This window comes from Roseimaritima sediminicola (assembly GCF_009618275.1).
In the GTDB taxonomy this organism is placed as follows: domain Bacteria; phylum Planctomycetota; class Planctomycetia; order Pirellulales; family Pirellulaceae; genus Roseimaritima; species Roseimaritima sediminicola.
The window spans coordinates 419,950-440,157 of the sequence record NZ_WIAD01000001.1; the positions used below are offsets into that span (position 1 = coordinate 419,950).

At 62.7% G+C, this 20,208-nt stretch carries 18 protein-coding genes and 1 tRNA gene; 6 read left to right on the top strand and 13 right to left on the bottom strand.

Going from position 1 to position 20,208, the window contains the following annotated elements; translation table 11 throughout:
* Positions 1-11: 11 nt before the first annotated feature.
* Positions 12-1,523 (top strand): sulfatase family protein, encoded by a 1,512-nt coding sequence (locus tag GE027_RS01455; protein WP_153555375.1) that lies wholly within the window; start codon positions 12-14, stop codon positions 1,521-1,523.
* A 360-nt stretch (positions 1,524-1,883) separates the two neighbouring features.
* Here GE027_RS01455 and GE027_RS01460 read toward each other — a convergent pair whose 3' ends face one another.
* The 7 genes from GE027_RS01460 to ilvN all read right to left on the bottom strand — a co-directional run bounded on the left by GE027_RS01460 (position 1,884) and on the right by ilvN (position 7,987).
* Positions 1,884-3,803, bottom strand: coding sequence for a hypothetical protein (locus tag GE027_RS01460; protein WP_153555436.1), 1,920 nt, complete (start codon positions 3,801-3,803; stop codon positions 1,884-1,886).
* Positions 3,804-3,835: 32 nt separating this feature from the next.
* Positions 3,836-4,255 carry a YkgJ family cysteine cluster protein gene (locus tag GE027_RS01465; protein WP_237607160.1) on the bottom strand — a complete coding sequence of 140 codons (420 nt, stop codon included), beginning with the start codon at positions 4,253-4,255 and terminating at the stop codon, positions 3,836-3,838.
* A gap of 67 nt (positions 4,256-4,322) precedes the next feature.
* Positions 4,323-5,489, bottom strand: a complete 1,167-nt coding sequence (locus GE027_RS01470) for an aminotransferase class V-fold PLP-dependent enzyme (RefSeq protein ID WP_162006526.1) — start codon at positions 5,487-5,489, stop codon at positions 4,323-4,325.
* On the bottom strand, positions 5,486-5,920 hold the full coding sequence (locus GE027_RS01475) for a molybdenum cofactor biosynthesis protein MoaE (protein WP_153555378.1): 435 nt from the start codon (positions 5,918-5,920) through the stop codon (positions 5,486-5,488). Before GE027_RS01475 ends, GE027_RS01470 begins: the two co-directional genes overlap by 4 nt.
* A 9-nt stretch (positions 5,921-5,929) precedes the next feature.
* Positions 5,930-6,181: a MoaD/ThiS family protein gene (locus tag GE027_RS01480; protein ID WP_162006527.1), complete on the bottom strand. Its 252-nt coding sequence runs from the start codon at positions 6,179-6,181 to the stop codon at positions 5,930-5,932.
* 190 nt (positions 6,182-6,371) lie between these two features.
* Complete coding sequence (ilvC, locus tag GE027_RS01485) at positions 6,372-7,376, bottom strand: ketol-acid reductoisomerase (protein WP_153555380.1); 1,005 nt, start codon at positions 7,374-7,376, stop codon at positions 6,372-6,374.
* Between the two features lie 74 nt (positions 7,377-7,450).
* The gene (gene ilvN, locus GE027_RS01490) at positions 7,451-7,987 is read right to left on the bottom strand and encodes an acetolactate synthase small subunit (protein ID WP_153555381.1); all 537 of its coding nucleotides are present in this window, start codon (positions 7,985-7,987) and stop codon (positions 7,451-7,453) included.
* A gap of 241 nt (positions 7,988-8,228) precedes the next feature.
* On the opposite strand from ilvN, the gene GE027_RS01495 reads away from it, so the two are divergent.
* Positions 8,229-9,032 carry a segregation and condensation protein A gene (locus tag GE027_RS01495; RefSeq protein WP_153555382.1) on the top strand — a complete coding sequence of 268 codons (804 nt, stop codon included), beginning with the start codon at positions 8,229-8,231 and terminating at the stop codon, positions 9,030-9,032.
* A 538-nt stretch (positions 9,033-9,570) separates the two neighbouring features.
* Complete coding sequence (locus tag GE027_RS01500) at positions 9,571-11,121, top strand: family 16 glycoside hydrolase (protein WP_153555383.1); 1,551 nt, start codon at positions 9,571-9,573, stop codon at positions 11,119-11,121.
* Positions 11,122-11,160: 39 nt separating this feature from the next.
* Here the strand turns inward: GE027_RS01500 and GE027_RS01505 are convergent, their stop codons facing one another.
* The 4 genes from GE027_RS01505 to GE027_RS01520 form a co-directional block, all read right to left on the bottom strand.
* Positions 11,161-12,771 carry a DUF1559 family PulG-like putative transporter gene (locus GE027_RS01505; RefSeq protein ID WP_153555384.1) on the bottom strand — a complete coding sequence of 537 codons (1,611 nt, stop codon included), beginning with the start codon at positions 12,769-12,771 and terminating at the stop codon, positions 11,161-11,163.
* A gap of 77 nt (positions 12,772-12,848) precedes the next feature.
* A complete protein-coding gene (locus tag GE027_RS01510) occupies positions 12,849-14,426 on the bottom strand; it encodes a hypothetical protein (RefSeq protein ID WP_153555385.1) in 1,578 nt (525 codons plus the stop codon).
* 26 nt (positions 14,427-14,452) lie between these two features.
* The gene (locus tag GE027_RS01515) at positions 14,453-15,184 is read right to left on the bottom strand and encodes a hypothetical protein (RefSeq protein WP_153555386.1); all 732 of its coding nucleotides are present in this window, start codon (positions 15,182-15,184) and stop codon (positions 14,453-14,455) included.
* Positions 15,181-15,690, bottom strand: a complete 510-nt coding sequence (locus GE027_RS01520) for an RNA polymerase sigma factor (protein ID WP_162006528.1) — start codon at positions 15,688-15,690, stop codon at positions 15,181-15,183. Before GE027_RS01520 ends, GE027_RS01515 begins: the two co-directional genes overlap by 4 nt.
* A gap of 358 nt (positions 15,691-16,048) precedes the next feature.
* On the opposite strand from GE027_RS01520, the gene GE027_RS01525 reads away from it, so the two are divergent.
* Complete coding sequence (locus GE027_RS01525) at positions 16,049-16,804, top strand: HAD family hydrolase (RefSeq protein WP_162006529.1); 756 nt, start codon at positions 16,049-16,051, stop codon at positions 16,802-16,804.
* A 105-nt stretch (positions 16,805-16,909) separates the two neighbouring features.
* Positions 16,910-18,358 (top strand): sulfatase-like hydrolase/transferase, encoded by a 1,449-nt coding sequence (locus GE027_RS01530; RefSeq protein WP_153555389.1) that lies wholly within the window; start codon positions 16,910-16,912, stop codon positions 18,356-18,358.
* A gap of 26 nt (positions 18,359-18,384) precedes the next feature.
* Here GE027_RS01530 and GE027_RS01535 read toward each other — a convergent pair whose 3' ends face one another.
* Entirely contained in the window at positions 18,385-18,819 is a 435-nt protein-coding gene (locus tag GE027_RS01535; protein WP_153555390.1) for an ExbD/TolR family protein, read from the bottom strand.
* A gap of 26 nt (positions 18,820-18,845) precedes the next feature.
* A tRNA-His gene (locus GE027_RS01540) sits at positions 18,846-18,919 on the bottom strand.
* A 295-nt stretch (positions 18,920-19,214) separates the two neighbouring features.
* Between GE027_RS01540 and ypfJ the strand changes: the two genes are divergently transcribed.
* Positions 19,215-20,075: a KPN_02809 family neutral zinc metallopeptidase gene (gene ypfJ, locus GE027_RS01545; RefSeq protein WP_153555391.1), complete on the top strand. Its 861-nt coding sequence runs from the start codon at positions 19,215-19,217 to the stop codon at positions 20,073-20,075.
* The last annotated feature ends 133 nt before the right edge of the window (positions 20,076-20,208 follow it).

Consider the following 20,208-nt stretch of genomic DNA (forward strand, 5'->3'; position numbering starts at 1 on the left):
AGAGAGAGACGATGCCAAGAGTTCTACTACTGCTGCTGGCTGTGGCCGCGGGCATCCCCGGCTGGACCAGCATGGCATTGGCCGCCGATGCGGAAACCGCGCCGGCCACGCCTCCCAACATCGTCGTCATCTTTATCGACGACATGGGCTACGCGGACATCGGACCTTTCGGCGCCGAGGATTACCCGACGCCCAATCTCGACCGCATGGCTCGCGAGGGCACTCGCTTTACCGATTTCGTGGTCCCATCGGCCGTTTGCTCGGCCTCGCGAGCGGCCCTGCTGACGGGTTGCTACCACGTGCGGGTGAGTATCCGCGGGGCCCTCGGACCCGGTGCCGAGATTGGCTTGAACCCGCAGGAAACCACGCTGGCCGAATTGTGCAAGAGCCAGGGCTACGCGACGGCCTGCTTCGGCAAATGGCATCTGGGCCATCACCCACCCTTTTTGCCCACCGCCCAAGGCTTTGACGAGTACTACGGCATCCCGTACTCCAACGACATGTGGCCGCTGCACCCCGAAGACGTGGCCCGGATCGCGCGCAACCCCAACGCCAAGAACCGTTGGCCCCCGCTGCCGATGATCGAGGGCACCACGGTCGTTAATCCCGACGTCCAACCCTCGGACCAACAGCAGATGACGCGGGACTTTACCAACCGTGCGACCCGGTTCATTCGCCAGCACGCCGACGAACCCTTCTTCGTTTACCTGCCGCACCCGATGGTCCACGTGCCGCTGTACGTCTCGGATGCGTTTCGCGGCAAAAGCGGCGCAGGCCTGTTTGGCGATGTGGTCATGGAATTGGACTGGTCGGTGGGCGAGATCCTGCGGACCCTGGACGAAGTCGGCGTGGACGACAACACACTGGTGATCTTTACTTCGGACAATGGCCCCTGGTTGAGCTATGGCGATCACGCCGGCAGCGCGGGACCGCTGCGTGAAGGCAAGGGAACGATGTTCGAAGGCGGCTATCGCGAACCGACGTTGATGCGTTGGCCCGGCCGGATTCCGGCTGGCAAAACCTGTGACGAACTGGCTTCGACAATCGACATTCTGCCCACGATCGCCAAATTGATCGGCGCCCCGCTGCCCGAACACCGAATCGATGGCAAAGACATCCGGCCGCTGATGTTTGGCACGCCCGCCGCAAAATCGCCCCACGAAGCCTTCGCGTGCTACTACGGCGGCGGCCAGCTGCAAGCGGTTCGCGACCGACGATTCAAACTGCATTTTCCGCATTCCTACCGAACCCTGGACGGCCGCGATGGCGGCAGCGATGGCAAGCCGGTGCCCTACCAGCAGGCCCGCATTGGCAAGGCTTTGTTCGACCTGAAAGCCGACGTCGGCGAGACGACCGATGTGGCGGCCGAGTACCCGGAAGTGGTGGCGCGTCTGGAAAGGGCCGCCGAAGCGTTCCGCAGTGACTTGGGCGACAAACTACAGAAACGTTCCGGCAAGGGGATTCGCCCGGTCGGTCGGCTAGGTCCGGACGATGCGAGACTGGAAACCAAGGGATCGCAGTAGCGGAAGCGGAAGCGGAAGCGGAAGCGGAAGCGGAAGCGGAAGCGGAAGCGGAAGCGGAAGCGGAAGCGGAAGCGGAAGCGGAAGCGGAGAGCATTAGAATATTTTGCTCCCCTCTCCCCCGAAGCCTGGCGAGCCTAAGCGAGTCAGGCTTCGGGGGAGAGGGGCTGGGGGTGAGGGGGATTGCAGAACAGCACCGCGAACTTGCACCGGAGGCCCCTCACCCCCGGCCCCTCTCCCCGCCGGCCTTGGGCAAGCTCCACTTGCCCAAGGCCGGCGGGGAGAGGGGAGTAAACGTTTCTGCGCGGCGTTTCTGCGCGGCGTTCCTGCGCGTCGATGGAAAATCCGCGATGCGGTGACGGTTTACGCTTTGCGGATGAAGTGGGCGGCGAAGCTGCGGATCTCGGTGCCGTTTAAGACGTGGGCCATCCGCAACTGCTGGACTTCGGCGCTGCTGAACGAGCCCAGCGGGACGTGCACCAGTTGCTTCTTGAAACGCTTGGCCAAGCGTCTCCAGCCCGCCCCCGGCGGCAAGGAGGAGACCAGAGCGATTTGACGTCCGCGAGCATGCAGACAGGCGGCCGCCAACAGACGTTCCTCGAGCGAATCGACGAAATCCAATCGCCGATCGGTCCAGATTTCGGGGATCACGATCGGCGGGTACAGGAACATCGCTCCGCCGTAAACGCTCATCCCGATCCCCGGCCCGACCATCTCTTCGCGGAAATCGGTGGCATAAAACGCCATCGTCGATTCATCGTCGTGCTCGGCAAACCAGGTTGTCCGCCAGGGATAGTCTCGCGGGTCGGCCGGGCTGTCGAACAGCATCACGCAGGCGTCCAACTTACCGCCACTGGGCGGAACGACACGGACGTAGATCTGTTGGTCATACCAGTGCCGCAGGGTATCGCGAATGTCGATCCCATCTTTGACACTGGTCGTGAATTTTTCGGTCCGCGCCAAATCGCTGCCGATGATCGCCTGGGCGCGGTCGAAGACGCGGGTGCGAAAGTTTTCGATCTGCACGTCTTCCGGCGGATAACTACATTGCCGGAACGGGTTCCAGGAATACTGCCAGCGCTGCTTCTCTTTGCCGGTCGGCCGTCGTTTCAGTTCGACCGTCTTCCACATGGTCGACGGTCCGGGCAAGCGGCTGACCAGATCGCGGACTTGGCCATCGGGAAATCGGCACTGCTCGACGCCCAAAGCCACCGTTTGATCGCTGACCGGACCTTCGTACGGATACTCACAGGCGCGTTCGACCACGTGCAGGGCGAACTGGTCTCCGAGAATTTGTTTGGCGGCGGTGATGATCGTGTACAGGTCGGGCGTCATCCGCCGTTCCATCAGCGACAGATTGCGGATGTACTTGATGCACTGCGACAACAGCAGGGGCGTTACCGGCCGTGCCCGCCGGCCGAAATCCGCTCGATAAGAATCGCGGCTGGCCAAAAACAATTCCTTCAGGCCGTCGATCGACAGGTTTTCGTCGTCGCCCAGTTCGGCGCGGGCGCGTTCGTACAGGCCGGTGATGAAAGGCAGCTCGCCGAACAAAAAGTTCAATGTCCGGGGATCGACGTCGTAGGTCTCGGGCGTCTGCACCGCATCGCCTTCGACCGGCCTCTGGTAGGTGTCGGTGAATGCCTGCCGGACCCAGGGCCAGTGCAGCAGATTGCACACAAAGAGAATCCGCTGGTAGCGCTGCTCCAGCTCCTGCAGCTGCCAAGCCATGTGCGCCAAACGCTGCAGTGTCTGACGGTCGGGCGGCCGCGGGATGCTGGGCAGAACCGCCGCGGCAAAGCGTTCGGGCGAGACGTGCTTCAGCGCGTAGGGGTCGGGCAGGATGGCCGACTGCGGCTGGAACGACGCCGTTTCCATGTCGATGTAGGCCCGGGGAATGTGTTCGCCCAGAGCAGCGCGGATGGCGGTGATCACCGGTTGGCAGGGGTCAACCGGGACAAAGCTGTAGGGTTCCTGATCCAGGTCATCCTCGTCGTCCGCCTCTTCGCCGGCTTCGCTCCAAGGCGTTTCGGACGACCACTGATCGGGTTGCCAGGAACGGTCGCCGGCGTCCGCACCGACGTCGAAACCAGGTCCGGGCGGCTGCAGGACGATGCTGGGCACGGGCAAATGCCGGACGGCATGCTCGACCGGCCTGCGGAACGATTCGGGCAGTGGTACCGCGATGCAATCGAAGTCATGCTCCAACATCCAACGCCGAACCGCCAACGCATAATCACCACTTCCGTGGATTACCGGCAGGACGGCGACCCGCGTTCCCATTCGCAACAGTTCGGGGATGTCTTTGATGACCACTAAACGTCTTTCTCCTTGCGCCGCGTTTCAATCTCCTCCAGCGTGTACAGCTTACCGGTACCGCTGCCAGGACACACCTGGCAGGTCTCTTTCCAAGCTCGCCTGGTCTTCAAATTGCTGTTCCAAAACGGCCACGTCCGGCACTGAATCGGCCGGGCTTCGTAGACCGAGCACTTGCGGGTATCGGGCTGGAGAAAGATGCAGTCTCCGTCGGGATACTCGACCAGACTCTTGCCCTGCGGTTCCTCGCGCACGAACCGCCGCTCGAAAGCCTGGACGTCCATTTCCATCACGGTGGCCATCGCGGCGATTTCCGCGTCGTCCACCCACACGTAACCTGGCTCGCCACTGCAGCAGTCGCCGCATCCGCTGCACTCGAACCGCAGGCCCTCATGATACCAGGGTTTGTCTTGAGCCATCGTCACTCGCCTCATCGGTCGGTTCAAAGGTTTTTTTACGGATTGGAAACGACGTCTTTTGGCCGCCTTACATCTCTCCGGCGATGGCTGCCACCGCATCGATTAGGATTTCTATTTCTTCGGGCGTGGTCAAGTGTCCGGCACTGACACGCACCGTTCCGTCAGGATCGGTTCCCAGGGCGGCGTGAATCCGAGCCGCGCAGTGCAGTCCGGTGCGGACCTGGATACCGAACTCCGCATCCAGGATCGCTCCCACATCCGCCGGCGGCAATCCTGCGAATGTCACACTGCGCAGGGGCAGCGTTCCGCCGCTTCCCAAACAGCGGACCGCGGCCAGCGGCTGGAGGCCTTCGTCCAATTGATTTGCCAGGGCGGCCAGGTGCTCGCAGCGGTCCGTCTGCCGCTTCAACCACTGTAGGCCGGCCAGCCAGCCCGCGATCGCGGGCACGTTCAGATTCCCGGCCTCAAACCGCTCGGGCGCCGCCTCGGGCATCGTCAATTCCTGCGAGTTGCCACCGGTGCCGCCCCAGAGCGTGGGCACCAAATCTGCGGCCCGAGCCGGCGCGACGTACAGAAAGCCTGTGCCCAGCGGTCCCATGCCGCCCTTGTGCCCCGGGGCGGCCAGCAGATCGATGCGGGCGCCGCGTACGTCGATCGCGTGATACCCAAACGTCTGTGCGGCGTCGCACAGGAACCAGGCCGGATGATCCTCGAGCGCCCGGCCGATCGTTTCGACCGGCTGGATCGCGCCGGTGACGTTGGAAGCATGCGTCACGGCCACCATTTGGGTCTCCGGGCGGACGGCGGCCAGAACGCGATCCGCATCGACGCGGCCCGCCTGGTCGCAGTCCACCACGTCCATCTGCACGTGGCCCCGAGTCTGCAAGGCCCACAGCGGTCGCAGCACGCTGTTGTGTTCGGCGGCGGTCGTGACCACGTGGGCCGGCTGCCGCACCCTGCCGGCCGGCAGGGCGCCCAGGATTGCGGTGTTCAGCGCCGCGGTTCCGTTGGCCGTGATCACGATACTGCGTCCGGTCTCGGCGCCGATTAAATCGGCGATCGCCGCCCGGGTGCGCGTGACCGTATCCGCCGCTGCGACCGCTTGCCCATATCCGCCACGGCCGGCCGCGGCACCCGAGTCACGCATTTCACGGAGCACCGCTTCGTAGACCACTGGCGGCTTGGGCCAACTGGTCGCAGCATTGTCCAGATAGACGCGGGTTGCTGGATTCACCGGTGGATCCACTGGGTGCTGCCGTCGTCATAATGTTCCTGTTTCCATACCGGAACGCGACGTTTTAATTCGTCCATTATCCACGGCATCGCTTCCATGCAGGCCCCGCGGTGGGGGCTGGATAAGCCGATCGCGACGCTGGCTTGGCCGACGGGAACCTCGCCCAGTCGATGCACGGCCACCAAGTGCCGCAGTGGCCAACGCTCGGCGGCTTCCTCAAGCAGCACCCGCAGCTCCTTTTCGGCCATCGGCCGATAGGCCTGGTAGGCCAACTGACGGGTGACCAACACGTCTCGCTCGGTCGCGGTGCGCTGGCGAGTAGCGCCGACAAAGACCAACTGAGCACCGCAATCCGGATCCGCAATCCGCTGCCACAACGCCTGCAGCTCGATCGCATGGTCCACCAACCGGACGGTCAATTCCGCGGCCATCGGTTCCACCTACCCACCGCTGACCGGCGGGATCAAAGCCAATTCGGCATCGGCCGGAACGCGTGCCGCGGGATCGAGATACTCTTGTGCGGCGACCAAGCGGCAGGAGGGCAACAAGCCGGATAGCTGGGGATGGGACCGGGCCAGCACCTGCAGCACTTCCTCCGCGGTCGCGGCTTCGGGCAACGACACCCGGGCGGTATCGCTGCCGACGGCCTCGCGAGCGCCAGCGAACAAACGGATTGTGCGTTCGGATTGCATGGGCGGCTCGATGGGTTGGGGCAAGCCTAGGCCACAAAGTAGCTCGGCTGTCCCAGCCGAGGGCGACACATAGCAGCTCGGCTGTCCCAGCCGAGGGCAGTACATAGTAGCTCGGCTGGGACAGCCGTGCTGCTTTCTACGGCTGGGACAGCCGTGCTACTGTTCACAGGCTGGAAGCCTATGCCACTGGCTAGACTTCTTTTTCGTCGATCCAGGTCATCATCTTCCGCAACCGGCGACCGACTTCTTCGATCTGCAGTTGACGTTCGCGACGACGGGTCGCTTTGAATCCGGGAGCACCGGCGCGGTTTTCCAGGATCCAGTTGCGGGCGAAGGTACCGTTTTGGATCTCTTCCAGGATCTTCTTCATTTCCGCGCGGGTTTCGTCGGTAACGATTCGCGGTCCGCTGCTGTAATCGCCATATTCGGCGGTGTTCGAGATGCTGTAGCGCATGTAGCTCAGGCCGCCTTCGTAGAACAGGTCCACGATCAGCTTCAGCTCGTGCATGCATTCAAAGTAGGCCATCTCCGGCTGGTATCCGGCTTCGACCAGCGTCTGATAACCGGCTTTGACCAATTCGCTGACACCGCCGCACAGCACGACCTGTTCGCCGAACAGGTCGGTTTCGGTTTCTTCGGCGATGGTCGTTTCGATCACTCCACCACGGGTGCCGCCGATGCCTTTGGCGTAGGCCAGACCGACCTGCTTGGTGCTCTCGGCAGCCCCTTCACCCAGGGCGATCAAGCTGGGAACGCCGCCGCCCTTTTCGAACTCGCTGCGGACCAGGTGTCCTGGGCCCTTGGGCGCGACCAACAGGGTGTCGACGCCTTCGGGCGGTTCGATCTGCCCGAAGTGCAGGTTGAAGCCGTGCGAGCACATCAGGATGTTGCCCGACGACAGGTTGTCCTTGATCGATTCTTGGTAGATCGGACCCTGGACTTCATCGGGCAGCAGGATGTTGATCACGTCGGCCGCCTGGACCGCTTCGGCGATCGACATCGGCTCGAATCCGTGATCCTTGGCCAACTGGTAATTGGCCGAACCCGGACGTTGCCCGATGATCACGTTGCAACCGCTGTCTCGCAGGTTCTGTGCTTGGGCGTGTCCCTGCGACCCGTAGCCCAAAATGGCGATCGTTTTGTTCTTCAGGTGCGACAGGTCGGCATCGTCGTCGTAGTAAACAGTTGCGGCCATCGTAAAAAGTTTCCTCTTGCGGGTAATAGATATTCGGTTGGGTGGATGTAATCGGCGAGGGCGACCGCGGGCGTTTATGCTCGGCTGCTGACCGAGGCTTCGTCGTCGGTGGGCTCGGTGGCTTCTTCGTCGCTGACGCTGCGCACCATGGCGATGCGGCCGGTCCGCACCAGTTCCGTGATACCGTAGGGTCGCATGCGATCGACGAACGCTTCGATCTTGTTCTCGCGTCCGCTGATTTCGATCATGATTTCTTCGGGACCGACATCGACGATGCGGCCGCGGAAGATATCGACCAGTTCGCGGATTTCGCTGCGCACGCTGCCGGCCGGCGCCTTGACTTTCATCAGGATCAAATCACGCTCGACATAGTCCCGCGCACTGACATCTTCGACTTTGACGACCGTGACGATCTTTTCCAGTTGCTTGCGGACCTGATCCAGGACTCGCTCGTCGCCGACGACGACGAACGTCATCCGCGAAAGGTCGTGATGCTCGGTTTCGCCGACGGCCAACGAATCGATGTTGTAGCCGCGGGAGGCGAGCATCCCGGAGATGTGTGCGAGAACGCCGGGGACGTTCTGAACGAGGGCAGAGAGCACATGTCGCATGTTGAAAGAACCTTGCACCGGTCGTTTGGGGGACCGGTCGAGCCAGCGCGATCGAGCCGCCCGGCAGGATTGCGGGGACGCCTGACGCGGACCGGCCGACGGACGGGATAAACCAGTGCGGCATGATAATTCTGTGGCGACAAACCAACAAGGCCCGGACTCTCTCGCTTTTCCCCCCGCTCGTTTGCTTTTTCCCCGCTCTCTTGCTTTTCCGGGGCCAAACTGCGATTGTGAAGCGACTATGGCTTTTCGTCTTGAATTACCTGCCTATCGCGGTCCCCTGGACCTGCTGCTGTACCTGGTTCGCCGCCAGGAACTGGATGTCACCGGGTTGCATTTGACCCGCGTGGTCGACCAGTTCGTGGAATACCTCGATGTGCTGCAGGAATTGGATCTGACCGACGTGGGTGAGTTCCTGGAATTGGCCAGCACCCTGGTCGAGTTGAAGAGCCAGGCGGTCCTGCCCGCACCCCCGGCCGACGAAGACGAAGTCGTCGAGGATCCGCAGGAGGAGCTCGTCCAGCGATTGCTCGAATACAAGCAGGTCCGCGATGCGGCGGGCGTGCTGGACGAGATGAGCGAGCGTTGGCAGCAGCGTTTTCCGCGGATGGCCGACAGCCTGCCGCCGCGGCAAGTCGATCCGGGCAGCCAACCCATCGCCGACCTGGAACTGTGGGACCTGGTCAGCGCCTTCGGCCGCCTGATGCGGGAGAGCAAAGGGCCACCGCCGACCGAGGTGATCTATGACGACACCCCGATCCACGTCTACATGCAGCGGATTCACACGCGGCTGTGCGAAGTGGAGCGGGTGGCCTTGGTGGACCTGGTCGAAGGCGGCATGCACAAGTCGGCCCTGATCGGGCTGTTTTTGGCGATGCTGGAATTGACCCGGCACCACGGCTGCGCCGCCGAGGACGATGCCGACAGCGGCGATATCGTGCTGGTCCGCGGCGAGAATTTCTCGCCGAGCCTGAACGTCAGCGAAGTCGACAATTACGACTCGGCCACCATGGCGGCCAGCAACCTGCCGGTCCAAGGACGCTGAACCAGTGGCATAGGCTTCCAGCCTGTGAAAAGTAGCGCGGCTGTCCCAGCCGTGAACCCACACCCCCGTCTCGGCTGAGACAGCCGAGCTACTCTCAGTGGCATAGGCTTCCAGCCTGTGAAAAGTAGCGCGGCTGTCCCAGCCGTGAACCAACACACCCGTCTCGGCTGAGACAGCCGAGCTACTCTTAGTGGCATAGGCTTCCAGCCTGTGAAAAGTAGCACGGCTGTCCCAGCCGTGAACCCACACACCCGTCTCGGCTGAGACAGCCGAGCTACTCTCAGTGGCATAGGCTTCCAGCCTGTGAAAAGTAGCACGGCTGTCCCAGCCGTGGACCCACACACCCGTCTCGGCGGGGACAGCCGAGCTACTTTGTGTCCTAAGCTTATCAGCCGGTGCTGGGACCAATATCTCACTCAACAAAATCCGCGGCTCCGGCACCTGGCTCGGACCCCAGGGTTAGAATAGCACCACACGGCCCTCGCGCTGTGCTCGTTGCAACCGCATTCCCATCCACGCCACGGAGATCGTTCCGCCCATGCCGCCTCTTTCTCTCTCCCGCCCCGCGTCCTCTCGCCTCCGCCGTGCTGTGCCATTAGCCGTTGCCGTCAGCGCGGTGCTGCTGAGCTTGACCGCCTCGCTTGCCACCGCCGCCGAACCGCTGAAAGCGTTGATCATCGACGGCCAGAACAACCACAAGTGGCAGGAAACCACTCCGCTGATTCGGCAAACTCTGGAAAACAGCGGCCGCTTCACCGTCGACGTGGCGACCAGCCCACCACGCGGCGGCGAGATGAGCACGTTTGCTCCGAAATTCTCCGCTTACGACGTCGTGGTTTCCAATTACAACGGCGAGCCCTGGAGCGAGTCGACTCGCGAAGCTTTCGACAAGTACGTTTCGGACGGCGGTGGATTCGTAGCCGTCCACGCGGCCGACAACGCCTTTCCCACCTGGCAAGCGTACAACCGCATGATCGGCCTGGGCGGCTGGGGCGGCCGCAACGAAAAGAGCGGCCCGTACGTGCGCTGGCGCGACGGGCGAATCGTCCGCGACACCCAACCCGGCCGCGGCGGCAGCCACGGCCGCCGGCACCCCTTCCTGGTGGTCGTCCGCGACACCAAACACCCGATCACCGCCGGACTGCCTTCGTCGTGGATGCAGGCCGAGGATGAGCTGTACGCCCAGCTCCGTGGCCCGGCCGAAAACATGCACGTTCTGGCCACGGCCCTGAGCGCCAAGAACACCGGGGGCACCGGCGAACACGAACCGATCCTGATGACGATCGGCTACGGCGAAGGCCGCGTCTTTCACACCACGCTCGGCCACGATACCAAAGCGATGAACGGGGTGGCGTTTCAGGTGACGCTGCAGCGTGGAGCCGAATGGGCGGCGACCGGCAAGGTAACCTTCCCCGATGTCGGTCCGGAAACCCTGCCCGCCGACGTTCCGGCCCGGCGCGATCCGGCGGAGATCACTGCGGATGCGAAAACCGCTTCGCTGGGCGGGCCCCCGTCGCTCGATGCCAAAGGTTGGCAAAGCATTTTCAATGGCAAAGACCTGAGCGGCTGGTCGCAAAAGAACGGGACCGCCACCTACCGCGTCGAAGACGGCGTCGTGATCGGCAAAACGGCCAAGGGCAGCCCCAACTCGTTCATGTGTACCGAAAAGGACTACGGCGATTTCGAACTGGCCTTTGAAGTCAACGTCGACAAGGGCCTTAACTCCGGCGTCCAGATCCGCTCGCAGAGCAAGCCCGATTACAAGAACGGCCGCGTCCATGGCCCGCAGGTTGAAATCGAAACCGCTCCGGGCGAAGCGGGCTATATCTACAGCGAAGGTACCGGCCGAGGCTGGATCAGCAAGGACCAACCCATCAAGGACGCCTACCAGAACGACCAGTGGAACCAGTACCTGGTCCGCGCCGTTGGCGACCGCCTGCAGGTCTGGGTCAACGGCCGCAAGGTCGAAGATCTGGAAGACCCTGAATCCCACAAAAGCGGATTTATCGGCTTGCAGGTCCACGGCATTCCTCAAGATGCCGGCCCGTTCGAAGTCCGTTGGCGGAACATCCAGATCCGCCCGCTGTAAGGGCCGGCGAACCGGGAATTTAACCTGGCGTTTCTTCACCTACCGCGCGGCAGCATCCTCGATGTGCTGCTGTAGGTCGACGGTTTTCTCGTCGGCGATGTGGAACAAGGCGTTCACATCGTCGGCGGCCATGTCGCCCGATAGGTGCACCACGCGACCGTCGCCCAGTCCACACATCCATCGTCCCTGAGCGTCCAGATGGAGACCGCTGAGGGGGCGTTCTTCGTCGAATTGAAAATCTTCCGGCGCGGTCCAGGGCACCAAGTTGCCCTCCGCTGCTTCCACGAGGAATGCGGTATTGCTCGACCCGTCGATGATGTCGCGAAACGCTATGGGACGGTCGCTGCCCAGCGCGGTGCCGGGACCCTGCACAGCCAGGCAAGCGGTGTGTCCGGGTTGATGGGCACGACGCTTCGCCACGTTCCAGACCTCGGGGCGCGGGCGATAGACTGCGGGCATCTCGGTCAGCAGAGCTTGATTGTGTGGGCTGTTCCACGGTTCATCCAAGCGAAACCGACGATACAGTTCCTCCTGCCCCAGGAACGGCAACAGATACACTCGCCAACTCAATCTCGCTCGCCCTTGTTCGTCGCGACCGTCCGCAGGTACTGGAAATCGGTTGTAGGTGGCATGGTAATTATGCAAGGCCAACAAAATGCGACGGAAGGACTCGCTGCTCGCCCGCTCTTCTGCTTGTCGCATCTCATATTCCACCAACTGCCGCAGATGGTTTGCCGGTCCGTCGGCGCCGGTTAGGTTCAGGCGGACGCGCAGCTGATCCTTCTGCTGCCGGGGCTGCACCCATTCGATCAGGGAATCCAGCACCGAACTGGCCAGCGAACCCGACTGCGACGCCCGCAGCGCGTGCGCGGTGCGCAGCCGCTTTGGCAACTCCGCAGCCCACCGCTCCGCCGCCGACTCGTCTTCGGCCTGAACCACCACTTCGGCCACCCGCTGCTCAATATCGATGCCCAGCGCTACCCACTGCAAGTCTTCGGCCAGCATCTCGCTCGAACCGCCGCCCCACGCCGCCGGCAATGCCCCGCCGATCTCACGGTAGGTTCGGCGCAGGTGCTCGGGAGCCAGCACAACGACTTGCACCGGAGCCGACGAAACCGACGCGAATCCAGCAGCGAAACGCTGGTGAGTTTCCTCGGGCAAATCGCCTCCCTCGGGTTTCGCGTCCGCTCGGGGGCTGAGCACGGCATAGCCATCGACCGCGTAGGGCTTCAACTGACTTGCCCATTGGCCCGGAAGCATCGGACTTGAAGGCTCCTCCGAGCCGCCGCGACGAAACACGAACAGCGGCTTCTGGCCGGACGCCAACGGAATGCCGGCCGACACGTACACTGGTTGCCCCTCAGCGAACGACTGCAGCGGCTTCCAAGCCGGACGCAGGACCTTCATTAGCCCCAGTACCAGCTCAGCCGATGCATCCTGGGCTTGTATTTCAGAGTCGAGGTCGTCAAACGCCGTAGGTTCGATACGGGCCAGCAGGAAGGTGGTTTCGTCGATGAAAGGCGCTGCTTCCGCCAAGGGGTCGGCAGATGTATCTTGACCGTTCAGACGGGCCTTTGGACTGATCGTGACGATTGCCAGCATGCCGATCAGGCACACCAGCTGTCGGCGAAGTGAGCTGAAGTCTTTCATGGTTTGGGATTCGCAAAATAGATGTTATGGATCGGTTTTAGAGATAACGGCGAGCAATATCCGCATGCCCCGGGGGCTCAAGGATCCGAAGGCTGAATTCGCAGTTGCAAACGCGTTTGCAAGCCTGCTTCGGATTGTCCCGACAGCACGGCCGCGTCGTCCTGCCGCTGGTAGGCAAACGGTTTGCCGGTTCGCGGATCCGGCGGGGCGGGCAGCGTCAATTGGTCGAGCGAGGCGGGCAGCTGGCCCTGATTTGCGGCGGCGTAATCCCGGATGGCTTCCACGGTTTGCAGCATCGCGATCTGTTGCCGGCAGCGGATTTCCGGGATCGTCATGGTCCCGAGCAACGGGATCAATTGCTTCGTCGGCATCGCGAACCAACCCGCTCGATCGGCTGCCTCGGCCAGCCGCTCACCGGCGCTGCTGGCCGCCTGGGAGCTTTGCCGCTGGGCGAATGACAGGTGTTGCCATTTGAAGTACTCGTCGCGCCAGCGTTCGTAGAATCGCACGGTCGCCAGCAACACGGCCTGGGCCGTTGGATAGGCCTCGACCTGCTGGCGTGGCAAACCGACCGTTTCGATCAGGTAGTCTCGGGCGGCCGGGTAACTGGCGGCGATCGCTCCGACCAACCAAGCTCGACGCGTCTCGAAGTCGCTTTCTCCAACACCGGTGTCGAGTTCTGCGTACATCGAATTCGGCTCGGCAGCGAGGCGGTCGATCACCTGACTCCAATGCTCAGCCGGTTGCGGGGCCTCGCTCACATCCTGCAGCGCCGGGACTTGCAAGTACAACAGATTGTGCTCGACATCCATCGCATGCGCCGTACTGACCAGCGGATCGGGTAGGGTAGCCAACGCCCAGTACAGATTGGGGCAATCCGGATGCTGGACGACGTACAGCAGATCGTTCCAACCGATCGCGACAATCGCCATCCCCACCAGGTTGCTGACCAAAAAATCGTCCTGTCCCAGGTGGTGTCCCATCGCGAACTGTTGGCCACAGATCTCGATGGCATCCTCCACCCGGTCTTCGGCCAACGCCAACCGGCATCGCAGGCTGTTGTAGCGAGCCAGCTGGCGCATCGACTGGATCTCGGGCAGCAGGTAACCGATCAGGTCGTCGACTTCGCGAAGGTTGCGCTGCATGTCGAAGTCGCTTCGTGCGGCCGCCTCGCGCAACATCGGCTTCTGAAACGCCGTCAGACGCAGAAACTCCTTGACTTCCTGGACCGGCAACTGGTCGGGCGGCGTATCGAGCCATACCAACGGTGGCAGTTGATCGGTCGACGTATCGGCTTCGCTGGCCTGCTGTCGCGCTCGATCATAGACTTCGTTGATCCGCTCTCGGGCGTACTGCTGTTCCAAGAACCCCATAGCTTTCAAGTAATACAGGGCGGCGTTGCCCGGTCTGGCTTGAAAAGAATCCGGCAGGAATCGATAACGCAGGGCCGGAACGGGTTCGGAGCGAGGGTGTAGCGGCAAGTCCTTGGTCCGGACGATACCAGAGCCGTCCGGATCGCTTTGACGCAGCCAGCCGTCGGATCGCTCGTCCGCCGCGGCCACCCCAGCAAAGGCGACCGCGCCCCACAACAGCACGGCGGTCGCGGCCATTGGCTTTTTCAGCCGCGGCATCATCCAGTCATATCGAGCAAGCATGCGAAGAGCACTCCCTAGAGAAACAACTACAAACCGAACAACAACTCGTTTAACAGTTCGCCATCCAAATTGCCGACACGGATCCGATCAGAGGATTGTGCCGGCTCTTGGCTGGCCCCACGCAACGCCAGCGAGGCGGCCGGGCGATGACCGTCCCGGCGAGGATTACTGAAAGACGCCGGGCGTTGTTCGCGCACACCGCCAGCGGCCAATACGGTCGGCGAATCCGTTTTCCAAACGCCCAGTATGTCCGCGGCGGGACGCGGCGAGACTGCATCGGTGGCCACACCAGGACGCTGCGGAACCTCCGTCGCCTCCAGCCCTGGCTCTTGAACCTCCGTCGCCTCGCCCCCTGACTCTTGAACCTCCATCGGCGGCGACGGTACGGCCGCCGTCAACTGTGGCGGATCCGCCGGCCATAGGACCCACATCGTCAGCAGGACACCGGCCGCAAAACCGCTCACCCCTACCGCCAACAGAGACCATCCTCCCGAGGCCCTATGGGATGGCGGCTGCGGCGCACGCTCCGGTGACACGGCTTGTTCGGCACCGGCCGGCGACGGATTGCCGGCCCCCATGGTGTCCTGGACCTGAGCCTGGGCCTGGGCCTGGGCGATCAGAGCTTGTGCATCGAGCCGCAGCGGTTGCGGGCGGAGGGCACGCAACCGACCTTCGACCGGCTGACCTTCGGTGGGCCGACGTTCGATGGAATGGTGCGCATCCGCGGCGCGCTGGGGCGGGGTATTTCGATCGTTCATGGTTCTTCCGAACGGTTGGCGGACGAAAGCGATGGGGGGGTGGAAAGTACGGATTCAAGTGCCCGCAGAGCGGCCCGGTAGTGACGGTGGACGGTGCTGAGCGGCAGTTCGACGGTGAGGGCGATTTGGGCGAAGGTGCGATTGCCCCAGATCCGCAGGACCACGATCTCTCGCTGCGACGAGGGCAATCGTTGTAGCGCCGTTTGGTAGGCTTCGGCGCTCAGCGGTTCGCTCTCGTCGGGCACGAACCAGGGCGATCGCTCGAGGGCGGCTTCGCGCTGATAACGTCGGCGACGCTGTTCGGCACGAGCGATATTCATCGCACGCCGGCGGACCACCGTGTACAGCCACGCCAGAGGATCGTCGGGACCGGACGGTTGCCGCAGCAGTTCGACAAACGCTTCCTGAACGGCATCCTCCGGCGCCGTACACCACTGCCGCGCGAACAGCTGCAGCGCCGCGCCGTGCGTATCGATCAAGCGCTGCACGAGCGATGCATCAATCAAAGCGAAGCGACTCCAGGATGCGGCAAATAGACGGATCGTTGACGTGTTTCATAGAGATAGTCACCGTCGAGAAGCGTTTTTCCCACGCGATCGAAATTTTTTCGGCTGTTGTAATCTACCGTCGCCGAACGCGCCAGAGTTTGGACTCCCCGTAGCTGAACTCGCCAGAGTTTGGACGTCGGAGCGTAGCCTCCGGGCGACGCGGTTTAGGTTCCAATCGGCTAAAGCCTAGACTCCAGCGCCCGTCGCCATCCAAAGTCTGGCGACTTCGGCTACGTTGGGGGTGACTTGCTCTACAACCGTTCTGCCGCCATCTTATCTTCGCAGGCCCCAATTCCTCTTGCAGAAAGCCGCCATCGTGACGTTTCGAACCACCGCATCCTACGACCTCGTGATCTGCGACATCGACGGCTGTTTGTCGCCGGAATCGCATGCCCCCATCAATGGTCCGGCGCTGACGAAAATTGCTGAACACAATCGCAGGGCGATTGCCGACCGGGATCGCCCCGTCGTCACGCTGTGCAGCGGCCGCCCGATCAGCTTTGTCGAATGCCTCTGCCGCCTGCTGCATAACACCTTGATCCCCGCCATCGGCGAGAACGGCGTCTGGCTGTGGGGACCGGCCGACAATTCCTTCGAGCGTGACCCCAAGATCACCGAAGAGCACCTGGAGATCGTCCACGAGGCGCGTCAACTGCTGCGTTCGCGTTACGAAGACAAGGGCGTGATCCAACAACCGGGCAAGACGGCTTCGGTCGCGCTGTACCACAGCGATACCGATTACCTGCGTTCGCTCCAGCCGGAAATCGCCGAAGAATTCGAGCGGCGGGACTGGCCGTTTCGCGTCTCGATGACATGGCTGTACATCAATTGCGATCTGCAGCACGTCAGCAAGGCTACGGCGATCGATCGCTTGCTGGACCAGACCGGCATCCCGACCGAGCGAGTCGCGGGGATCGGCGACACGATGAGCGACCACTTCATGGTCCAGCGAGTGGCTTGGTTCGGATGCCCGGCAAACGCCGAAGAGGAGATCACCAAGTCGGCCGATTATGTTTCTCCGCACGAAGAAGTCGAAGGCGTGCTGGACATCCTCGATCAACTGACGAGCTAACACCGACTGTTGACGTGGCGGTTCGGCTCGAACAAGTTGGTCCTTGGTCTTTTCCGTGTTTTCGATCCTCTAAGGACGGTTACTGTGGCTGCAGCAGCAATTCAAATGAACCCCGCTCTTCGACTTCTTGTGCCGCTGCTGGCTTGCCTGATGTCGACGTTCTGTTCGGCGGCCGAGCGACCGAACATCCTGCTGATCGTTTCAGACGACCAGGGCTACAACGACCTGGGACTGCTCGGCAATGGGATCATCACGCCCGCTCTCGATCGGCTGGCCAACGAGGGCACACGGCTGACCGAGTTCTACGTGGCTTGGCCGGCCTGCACGCCCTCGCGCGCGTCGCTGCTCACTGGACGCTATCCCCAGCGGAACGGGATCTACGACATGATCCGCAACGAAGCTCCCGACTACGGACACCGTTACTCGCCGGCCGAATACGACGTGTCCTTCGAACGCGTCGGAGGCATGGACCTGCGCGAGGTGTTGCTGCCCGAGGTCCTGGCCTCGGCCGGTTACGTCAGCGGCATCTATGGCAAATGGGATCTGGGCACGCTGAAACGTTTCCTGCCGACCTCCCGCGGCTTCGATGATTTCTACGGATTTGTGAATACCGGCATCGATTACTACACGCACGAGCGTTACGGCGTACCCTCGATGTATCGGAACCTCCAGCCGACGACCGAAGATCGCGGAACCTACTGCACCATGTTGTTCGAACGCGAAGCGTTGCGGTTCATCGACCAACACGCGGGCGAGCAACCGTTTTTGTTGTACGTTCCCTTCAACGCCCCGCACAATTCCTCGTCGCTGGATCCTTCGATTCGCTCCACCGTTCAAGCACCACCGGAGTTCAAAGACCGTTATCCGGCGGTTGCCAAGGAGACGACGACCACAACGCGTTATCGCTACGGCACGCCGGCCACCGTCGTCACCAAGGAAGCACGTCAGAGGGACTATCGCGCGGCGGTGACCTGCATGGACGAGTCGATCGGCAAACTGCTCGATCGCTTGCAGCAGAAGGGTATTCTCGACAACACGATCGTGATTTTCTTTTCGGACAACGGCGGCAGCGGCGGCGCGGACAACTCGCCGCTGCGAGGCCGCAAGGCGCAGACCTGGGAAGGCGGCATTCGCGTCCCCTGCTTGGTACGTTGGCCCGCCGGCGGCATCCCCGCGGGGCGGGTGTGTGACGAATTCCTTTCCAGCCTGGAATTGCTGCCCAGTCTGGCCGCCGTCAGCGGAGCGAGCGTGCCGGACGACCTGGTGCTCGACGGGTACGACTGGTGGTCGACCCTGCGGGGCGAGACCGCGTCGCCACGGACCGAGATGTTCTGGAAACGCCGCGACCTCAAAGCCGCCCGTGTCGGCGACTGGAAGTGGGTCGACATGGGCGAGGGCCGAGGCGGCCTGTTCAACTTGGCAACCGACCCCGGCGAACGCGAGAACTTGTCCGACGAACATCCCCAGCGGCTGCGGGATCTCCAGCAGCGATATCAACATTGGCTGGACGAGATGGAAGCAGCCGAACCACGCGGTCCGTTTCGCGATTACTAGCCTCGTTAAGTAGCGAAGCGCTGCACTCAGCCTTTGGCGGCGAAGAGGACGCGGTCGAGGCCCGCAGCCCGGGCCGTGTCGTAGACGGCGATCGCTCGGCCGACCGCGGTCGCCTCGGTGGGGTCGATGATCACCTGCGGCGACGCGCCCAGTTGCACGATCTCGCGCAACTGCGCACTCAACTGCTCCAGCGACGCGACCGCTTGACCGTTCAGCGACAACGCGTCGGCGCCGTCGACCTCGATAACGATCTCGTCGAACAACTCGGGCGTGCTCTCGCTGCTGCCGCGACTTTGCGCGGCCGTCTCGGCCTGCATCGCCAAGGCGCTGGGCAAATCGAATTCCGGCTCATTGAAACTGCTGGTCCACAGGAAAAACACCAGCAGTAGGAAGACGACGTCGATCATCGGCGTCATCTTCAGTTCCAGACCGCCTCGTCGTTTAGCCGTCGCGGCACGCATCGGCAGAAGACCGAAGAGAAAGAAAGGGTGGATGAGGGGATTCGAACCCCCGACTTTCGGAACCACAATCCGACGCTCTAACCAACTGAGCTACATCCACCGCGTGTGAGAAATGGAAATTTAGCGACCCCGGTGCCGAAGGTCAATCAGACATTGGCTCGTCGAGCATTTTTTTCCTTTTCGCCAACCCCCGCAGGGGCATTCGCTCGGCGCAAACGGCCTGCTTTTTGCAACAATCGCTCGCCGCGACTCTCGGCCGATCCTCGTGAACGGCTCGAGAAAGCCCTCAGGAGCGCACTGTGCGCCCCCGGGGGACTGTGCGCCCCGGGGGACGTGCCGCAGCCGAGCCGGTGCGGCCGCCGCGACTGGCCTAAACTTCGATGAGGATGACAAGCATGCGACTGGGCGGAAGACGGAGAAGCAGCAACGTCGAAGACCGCCGCCGGATGGCGGGAAAGCCCGCTGCGGCGGCGGGAGGCATCGGAATCCTGGTCTTGGCCCTGGTCGTATGGGCCTTGGGCGGCAATCCCATGCAGGTTTTGCAGCAAGCCCAACCTCCGGCACAACGAGCGGCCCCCGGCGGCGGAGCGGAGTTAACCGAAAAAGATATCGCTGCCGGTCAGTTCGCCGAGACGATCCTGGCGAGCACCGAAGACGTGTGGGGCCGTCTGTTTGAGCAAAACAATTTGAACTACCGTCCCGCCCGCATGGTCCTGTTTCGTGGAACAACGTCCAGCGGATGTGGGCACGCCAGCAGTGCCACGGGGCCTTTCTACTGCCCGGCCGACCAAACCGTGTACCTGGACACCTCCTTCTTCGACCAGATGGCCGACCAATTGGGAGCTCCCGGCGATTTCGCTCAGGCCTACGTGATCGCGCACGAAGTCGGCCACCACGTGCAGAACCTGCTCGGCCGCACCGATTGGATGGACAGCCAACGCGGACAGGTCAGCAAGACCGAATACAACCGGCTGTCGGTTCGCCTGGAACTGCAAGCCGATTACTACGCCGGCGTCTGGGCCCACCACGAGCAGGCGAGGTTTGGAAGCCTCGAGCCGGGCGACGTGCGCGAGGGCCTGACCGCCGCCAGCGCCATCGGTGACGACCGACTGCAGCGGCAAGCGACCGGACGCGTTGTCCCCGACTCCTTCACGCACGGGACCAGCGAGCAACGGCTGCGCTGGTTCTACGCCGGGTTCGAATCGGGCGATCTAGGTGGAGCCGACACGTTCGAGATGCCCTACGAACGGTTGTGAAGCCACACCACAACATAGCGAGGCTGTCCCAGTCGCAGCCTCCCGTCTGGGGCAAACAAGCTACTCAGCAGGCAGCGGCTTTCGGCATATCCGGCTTTTTCAGCGTTAGCCACGGTCGCCTGCCTGGAACCGG

Bases quoted from the DNA above. Each gene is read 5' to 3' on its own strand.
- GE027_RS01460 (WP_153555436.1), bottom strand. From the start codon at position 3,803: ATGGGAACGCGGGTCGCCGTCCTGCCGGTAATCCACGGAAGTGGTGAT.
- GE027_RS01495 (WP_153555382.1), top strand. From the start codon at position 8,229: ATGGCTTTTCGTCTTGAATTACCTGCCTATCGCGGTCCCCTGGACCTG.
- GE027_RS01535 (WP_153555390.1), bottom strand. From the start codon at position 18,819: ATGCGTGCCGCGACGGCTAAACGACGAGGCGGTCTGGAACTGAAGATG.
- GE027_RS01455 (WP_153555375.1), top strand. From the start codon at position 12: ATGCCAAGAGTTCTACTACTGCTGCTGGCTGTGGCCGCGGGCATCCCC.
- ilvC (WP_153555380.1), bottom strand. From the start codon at position 7,376: ATGGCCGCAACTGTTTACTACGACGACGATGCCGACCTGTCGCACCTG.
- GE027_RS01500 (WP_153555383.1), top strand. From the start codon at position 9,571: ATGCCGCCTCTTTCTCTCTCCCGCCCCGCGTCCTCTCGCCTCCGCCGT.
- GE027_RS01515 (WP_153555386.1), bottom strand. From the start codon at position 15,184: ATGAACGATCGAAATACCCCGCCCCAGCGCGCCGCGGATGCGCACCAT.
- GE027_RS01510 (WP_153555385.1), bottom strand. From the start codon at position 14,426: ATGCTTGCTCGATATGACTGGATGATGCCGCGGCTGAAAAAGCCAATG.
- GE027_RS01505 (WP_153555384.1), bottom strand. From the start codon at position 12,771: ATGAAAGACTTCAGCTCACTTCGCCGACAGCTGGTGTGCCTGATCGGC.
- GE027_RS01530 (WP_153555389.1), top strand. From the start codon at position 16,910: ATGAACCCCGCTCTTCGACTTCTTGTGCCGCTGCTGGCTTGCCTGATG.
- GE027_RS01475 (WP_153555378.1), bottom strand. From the start codon at position 5,920: ATGGCCGCGGAATTGACCGTCCGGTTGGTGGACCATGCGATCGAGCTG.
- ypfJ (WP_153555391.1), top strand. From the start codon at position 19,215: ATGCGACTGGGCGGAAGACGGAGAAGCAGCAACGTCGAAGACCGCCGC.
- GE027_RS01480 (WP_162006527.1), bottom strand. From the start codon at position 6,181: ATGCAATCCGAACGCACAATCCGTTTGTTCGCTGGCGCTCGCGAGGCC.
- GE027_RS01465 (WP_237607160.1), bottom strand. From the start codon at position 4,255: ATGGCTCAAGACAAACCCTGGTATCATGAGGGCCTGCGGTTCGAGTGC.
- ilvN (WP_153555381.1), bottom strand. From the start codon at position 7,987: ATGCGACATGTGCTCTCTGCCCTCGTTCAGAACGTCCCCGGCGTTCTC.